Annotated in this window: 8 protein-coding genes; 6 read left to right on the plus strand and 2 right to left on the minus strand. The window is 59.9% G+C overall.

Annotated features, from left to right (window positions below):
• Positions 1-75: 75 nt before the first annotated feature.
• Positions 76-723 carry a DNA-3-methyladenine glycosylase gene (locus ASC96_RS28210; RefSeq protein WP_060506388.1) on the minus strand — a complete coding sequence of 216 codons (648 nt, stop codon included), beginning with the start codon at positions 721-723 and terminating at the stop codon, positions 76-78.
• Between the two features lie 88 nt (positions 724-811).
• On the opposite strand from ASC96_RS28210, the gene gluQRS reads away from it, so the two are divergent.
• On the plus strand, positions 812-1,699 hold the full coding sequence (gene gluQRS, locus ASC96_RS28215; protein WP_060506389.1) for a tRNA glutamyl-Q(34) synthetase GluQRS: 888 nt from the start codon (positions 812-814) through the stop codon (positions 1,697-1,699).
• Here gluQRS and ASC96_RS28220 read toward each other — a convergent pair.
• Positions 1,694-2,626: a YihY/virulence factor BrkB family protein gene (locus ASC96_RS28220; protein ID WP_060506390.1), complete on the minus strand. Its 933-nt coding sequence runs from the start codon at positions 2,624-2,626 to the stop codon at positions 1,694-1,696. The genes gluQRS and ASC96_RS28220 overlap by 6 nt on opposite strands.
• Before the next feature lie 93 nt (positions 2,627-2,719).
• Here ASC96_RS28220 and ASC96_RS28225 point away from each other — a divergent pair, with 93 nt between their 5' ends.
• The 5 genes from ASC96_RS28225 (at position 2,720) to ASC96_RS28245 (ending at position 6,226) form a co-directional block, all read left to right on the plus strand.
• Positions 2,720-3,553 carry an SDR family oxidoreductase gene (locus ASC96_RS28225; RefSeq protein ID WP_060506391.1) on the plus strand — a complete coding sequence of 278 codons (834 nt, stop codon included), beginning with the start codon at positions 2,720-2,722 and terminating at the stop codon, positions 3,551-3,553.
• 23 nt (positions 3,554-3,576) lie between these two features.
• Complete coding sequence (locus ASC96_RS28230; RefSeq protein ID WP_037099680.1) at positions 3,577-3,774, plus strand: twin transmembrane helix small protein; 198 nt, start codon at positions 3,577-3,579, stop codon at positions 3,772-3,774.
• Between the two features lie 2 nt (positions 3,775-3,776).
• Positions 3,777-4,355, plus strand: a complete 579-nt coding sequence (locus tag ASC96_RS28235) for a cob(I)yrinic acid a,c-diamide adenosyltransferase (RefSeq protein WP_060506392.1) — start codon at positions 3,777-3,779, stop codon at positions 4,353-4,355.
• Between the two features lie 39 nt (positions 4,356-4,394).
• Positions 4,395-5,189 carry a rhomboid family intramembrane serine protease gene (locus tag ASC96_RS28240; RefSeq protein WP_060506393.1) on the plus strand — a complete coding sequence of 265 codons (795 nt, stop codon included), beginning with the start codon at positions 4,395-4,397 and terminating at the stop codon, positions 5,187-5,189.
• Between the two features lie 287 nt (positions 5,190-5,476).
• Positions 5,477-6,226, plus strand: a complete 750-nt coding sequence (locus ASC96_RS28245; protein WP_060506394.1) for an electron transfer flavoprotein subunit beta/FixA family protein — start codon at positions 5,477-5,479, stop codon at positions 6,224-6,226.
• Positions 6,227-6,250 lie beyond the last annotated feature (24 nt).

Genomic DNA, 6,250 nt, shown 5'->3' on the forward strand with positions numbered 1-6,250 from the left:
CCTTCTATATTAGGCCCGTTGCGTCAGGATTGTGAAGCCAAAAGCAAAAACGGAACAAAAGATTCGCTTTTTGACTTAAAGGGCCACCGGCGTGCCGTCCCGGCGCATTTCCGTGGCATAATAAGCCCAGAACAGACGCGCGGCGACACTGCGCCAGGGTGCCCAGAGTTCGGTCAGCGAATCAAGCTCGCGAACCGACGGACGCATCTCCAGCATCAATGCGTGACCGACGGCATTTTGAAGCGCCACGTCTCCAACCGGAAACACATCGGGGTGGCCGGCGCAGAACAGCAGATAGACCTCCGCCGTCCAGCGGCCGACGCCCTTGATCGCCGTCATTTCGCGGATTGCCGCACTGCCTTCGATCGAACAGATCGCCTCCAGATCGAGTTCGCCGGCAAGAACCGCGCGGGCGACAAGCCGAAGCGTGTCGGCCTTGGCGCGCGACAGGCCGACCAGTCGGCAGTCCTCATCGGACATCGCCGTGACACTGGCTGCATCGATGCTGCCGAGCGCCGTTTCCATCCGGTTCCAGATGGCGGCGGCGCTGGCTTTGGAGACCATCTGCGAGACAATGATATTGGCGATGCCACGATATCCGGGATCGGCGCGGCGCAGCGGCACCGGGCCGGCCTTCGACACGACATGCTCCAGCCGCGCGTCGAGCATGACCAGCCCGCTCAGGCCCGCATTGATATCCTCGTGCGTGCGGATGATCCGCATCTCCACCCCTCCGCTGCGCCACCGGCGTCCGGTCTATATAAGGGCAAAATCAATGGCTGGAAGCCCGCTTCCATGCCAAGAAGAAACTATGAACAAAACTGTGTCAAAACAACCGGTGTTCCGGTTCGCGCCAAGCCCGAACGGCCAGCTTCATCTTGGCCATGCGCTATCGGCAATCCTCAATCATGACATGGCAAAGGCAGAAGGCGGACGTTTCCTGCTGCGGATCGAGGATATCGATATTGCCCGGTGCACGCCGGAATTCAAAGCCGGGATCGTCGAGGACCTGGAATGGCTGGGGCTCGATTGGGAAAAACCGGCGCGGAGGCAATCGGAGCATCTCGATCTTTACCGGGAGGCGCTCGGCCAGTTGATAGATAGGAGTCTCGTCTATCCGGCCTTTTTGACACGCGGCGCGATCAAGGCTGCGGTTGCGGAATTCGAGGCGGATGGCAAGAGCTGGCCACGCGACCCGGACGGCGCGCCGCTTTACCCCGGCGAAGAGCGCAAACTATCGGTCGATGCCCGGCAACGTTTGCTTGCCAGTGGCAAGCCACATGCGTGGCGGCTGGACATGGGAAGGGCAATGGCTGAGCTGAAAGCGCCTTTGACTTGGCAGGAGACTGGCGCGGGGCCTAATGGAGAAACCGGCATGATCCCGGCCGACCCGGCCGCCTGGGGCGATGTCGTGCTGTCGCGCTCGGATGCACCGTCGAGCTATCATCTGGCGGTGACCGTTGATGATGCCTTGCAGGGGGTAACCCATGTCGTCCGCGGAAGGGACCTTTTCCACGCAACGGCCGTACACCGGTTGCTGCAAAGATTGCTGAACCTGCCGGAACCCATCTATCATCATCACCGGCTGATCCCAGGGCCGGACGGCCGCAAATTGTCGAAGAGCAACCGGGACACCGGCATCGCCGCATTCCGCGACGCTGGCAAGACGCCTGATGATATCCGGGCAATGATCCTATAGGACGTTTTGCCGGGGGGACTCAGCCTCCTCCGGTGCTGTATCCGCCTTCACCTCCTCCTGCCTGCGCCCCATGATGTGGCGGATCACCATGCGCTTGACCTTGTATTTCATGATCGCCGCGTTGATCTCCGCGCCGAGGATGAAGATGACCCCGACGATATAGAGAAAGACCAGCGCGATCATGATCGAGGCGAGGCCGGCATAGGTGGAGACGTAGGTGGCGAAGGTGGTGATGTAGGACGCAAAGACATAGGCGCCGATCGACCAGGCGATCAGCGTCAGGATGATACCCGGCAGGACGTCCATGATCTTGCGGCGCCCATCCGGCAGCCAGAGATGGCTGACGATGAGACCGGTGGTCAGCATGACAAAAACGCCGACAAGGCTCCAGCTGTCGATCATGGTCAGGAGGCCATTGAACCAGGGGAGATAAGTTCCGGCATAGCGGATGGCGAGCGGGACGGCGACGAGCAGCAGGCTGACGATCGCAAGAACAAGGACGCCAGCCAGAACGAAGGCAAGGCTTGCAACGCGTGTCTTGTACCAGCGACGGCTTTCCGCCACCCGATAGGCACGGTTGAGCGAGACCCGCAAGGCCTCGACACCATTGGACGCGAAATAGGCGGCAGCCAGCACCGACACTGTCAAAAGACCACCACGCGGGATGGTCAGCACCCGCACGACCTCATCGGAAATCGGCTTGGCGATCGATTCAGGCCAAGTATCGAAAATGAAATGGACGGCTGTCGTCGCGAATTGGTCAGCCCCCAGAAAGCTGCCGAGCGCGGTTCCGAAGATCAGAAACGGAAAGATCGCCAGCAGGGTGGAAAGCGCCACATGGCTCGCCATGGCCCAGCCATCGTCTTCACTGAAATGCCAGACGGCATCGAAGACGACCTTCCAGGCTATGCGAATGAAGGCCGGCATTCTCTCTCCAACTGTCTGATCATGCGACTGCGATTGTAACCCGTTCATGAATATGGGAAACCGGGCAGCAATTTCTACAGGAAACGATCCATTATGACCGACCGTCCCTCGATAATCGTCACCGGCTGCTCGTCCGGCATCGGTGCCTGGTGCGCCCGCGCGCTCCTGAAGGACGGCTGGCGGGTCTTTGCCACGGTCCGGAAGGCGGAGGATCTGGCTGCACTCGAAAACGACGGCATCGAAGCCTTCCTGATGGATTATACCAAACCGGACACCATATCCAAACTTGTCGATGACGTGTTTGCCCGCACCGGCGGCAGACTGGATGCCCTGTTCAACAACGGCGCCTATGGCCAGGCGGGTGCCGTCGAGGACTTGCCGGTGGAGGCGCTGCGGCTGCAGATGGAAACGAATGTCATTGGTTGGCACGACCTGACGCGGCGGGTCATCCCGGCAATGCGGGCACAGGGCCACGGACGCATCGTCCAGTGCTCATCCATTCTGGGAATAGTTCCCTATAAGTGGCGCGGCGCGTATAATGCTTCGAAATTCGCCCTGGAAGGCCTGACACTCACCATGCGCATGGAGCTTGAAGGCAGCGGTATCGAAGTGAGCCTGATCGAGCCGGGACCGATCACCTCGCGCTTTACCGCCAATGCGCTGATCAATATCGAGCGCTTCATCGATCTCAAGGGATCGGTTCATGCGGTGGAATACGAAAAGCAGCTGCGGAGGCTGAAGGGCGAGAGTACCCCGGCCAGAGGCAAGCTCGGGCCCGATGCGGTGTATACTGTGCTGAAACGCGCATTGACCGCGAAGAGGCCGAAGCCGCATTACATCGTGACGCAGCCGGCCAAACAGGGTGCGCTTTTGAAGAAACTGCTGCCGGCCGGGCTGTTCTATCGTTTTATCGGCCGCCTCGGCTGAGCTGAAAGGCAAGGGTAAGTCACATGCATAGTTTTCTCACAGGTTTGACACTGCTCGTCATGGGCCTTGTCGCCATCGTTCTCGTCCGCGGCCTTGTCCATATGGCCAAGGGTGGCGACGGCAATACGTCCAACAAGCTGATGCAGGCCCGCGTGTTCCTGCAGGCGGTGGCGATCGTCCTGATCATGCTGACCCTGTGGCTCACCGGCGGCGGCCGCTGAGCATGGTCAAACTCAACAAGATCTACACAAAGACCGGCGACGATGGCACGACGGGGCTGGCCACCGGCCCTCGCCGCCTGAAGAGCGACCTGCGCGTCGAGGCCTATGGCACGATCGACGAGACCAATTCCTTCATCGGGCTGGCACGCCAGCATACCCAGGAACTTGCCACGCTCGACGCGATGCTGATGCGCATCCAGAACGACCTGTTCGACCTCGGCGCCGACCTGTCGACGCCTGACACCGGCGAGACGCTGGCCTATGAGCCGCTGCGGATTATCGCAGCGCAAGTGACCCGGCTGGAGACCGAAATCGACGAACTGAACGCCGATCTCGATCCGTTGCGCTCGTTCGTCCTGCCCGGCGGCAGCGGTGCCGCAGCCACCTTGCACATCGCCCGCACCGTGGCGCGGCGGGCAGAGCGGCTGATGGTTGACCTTGCCCGGATGGACGGCGAGATCGTCAGCAGCGAAGCGCTTGCCTATGTCAACAGGCTCTCGGATTTCTTCTTCGTCGCCGCCCGCTGGACCAACGGCAAGGGTAAATCGGATGTGCTTTGGGTTCCCGGAAAAAACAGATAAGCTTGACGCTCATCACCGTTTCGAGAGACTGACGCGCCTATGTTCATACCGCTGCACGACGCGAATTCCCTCAAGCATATCAAGGTCCAGTATGTCACGATCAGCCTGATCGCCATCAATACGCTCGTCTGGTTGCTGACCGGGCCGCTGCTGGTACCGGAAGAATTCACCAATGCCGCAACGATGGGCCTTGGTTACATTCCCGCCATCGCCTTCGATTATGCGCATCTGGCGCCCAACCTCGTGCTGGTTCCCGATGACGTCACCTACCTCACCTACTCCTTCCTGCATGGCGACTTCTGGCATCTGGCCGGCAACATGCTGTTCCTCTGGGTCTTCGGTGACAATGTCGAGGATGCGCTGGGGCATTTCCGTTTCCTCATCTTCTATCTTCTCTGCGCAGCCGCCGGTGCCCTCACGCACGGTCTGATCAACACGGAATCGCAGGCGCCACTGATCGGCGCATCAGGCGCCATTTCCGGCGTCGTCGCCGCCTATTTCCTGCTGCATCCGAAAGTGCGCGTCTGGGTGCTGGTGCTGTTCCGCATTCCCCTGCCCCTGCCCGCCTTTATTCCACTGGCATTCTGGATCGGCCAACAGTTTTTCATGGTGCTCATCGATCCGGAAGGAGACGTTTCGTGGGGCGCGCATGTCGGCGGCATCATTGCCGGGTTGATCCTGGTGGTCATTTTGCGACGCCGCGACGTACCGCTGTTCGACCGTACGATCGTCACGCCGCGCGCCGTGCGGCATGTTGAAGCAGCAACGACGGGGGCGCCACCCGCTGTTGCCGAGACGATCAAGAAGCCCACGCCTTGGGGCAGGCCCACCTGATCTTAACCCGACAGACGCCAAAAGACTGAGGTTATTGATTGAAAACAGCGCATTAGTCGAGCAAGCACAACAGCAAGCCATCGAGGCCCTGCAGAAGATGATTGTATTCTTCCAATTAATTATTGACGCGCACGTAAACGTTAGTATTTTTCCCATGGCAATCTTGCGGGGGAGCAATGGGCAAAGATTGTAATTGGAGAAAAAACGCGTATCGATGTCGCCAACCGACAATCAGGCCGCTGCGTTAAAGCGCATTTTCTCGCAAACGTTTCGTAAGGAAGGACATCATGAAAGTTCTGGTCACCGTCAAGCGTGTCGTCGATTACAACGTGAAGATCCGGGTGAAGCCGGATGGCACGGGGGTCGAGCTTGCCAACGTCAAGATGTCGATGAACCCATTCGACGAAATCTCGGTCGAGGAAGCGCTGCGGCTGAAGGAAGCCGGCAAGGTCGAGGAAGTGGTCGTCGTCTCCGTCGGACCGGCCAAGGCCGAGGAAACGTTGCGCACCGCTCTTGCCATGGGCGCCGACCGGGCAATCCTGGTCGAGACCGACGATGCGGTCGAGCCTTTGGCCGTTGCCAAGATCATCAAGGGCGTGGCGGAAGCCGAACAGCCCGGCCTGGTCATTGTCGGCAAGCAGGCGATCGATGACGATAGCAACCAGACCGGCCAGATGCTGTCGGCGCTGCTCGGCTGGGCCCAGGGCACCTTTGCCTCGAAGATTGAACTCGGTGACGGCAAGGCTGCGGTCACCCGCGAAGTCGATGGCGGCCTGCAGACCATCGAGATCAAGCTGCCAGCGGTGGTGACCACCGACCTGCGCCTGAACGAGCCGCGTTATGCCTCGCTGCCAAACATCATGAAGGCTAAGAAAAAACCGCTCGACAAGAAGAGCCCGGCCGATTTCGGCGTTGACACCGCACCGCGTCTGAAAGTTCTGAAGACCGAGGAGCCCTCGGGCCGCAAGGCCGGCATCAAGGTCAAGACGGTTGCCGAGTTGGTTGACAAGCTCAAGAACGAAGCCGGCGTCCTTTAAGACATCCAGAATAAGGAGACTAAC

It is taken from the genome of Rhizobium sp. Root1204 (genome assembly GCF_001424965.1).
GTDB lineage: Bacteria > Pseudomonadota > Alphaproteobacteria > Rhizobiales > Rhizobiaceae > Pararhizobium.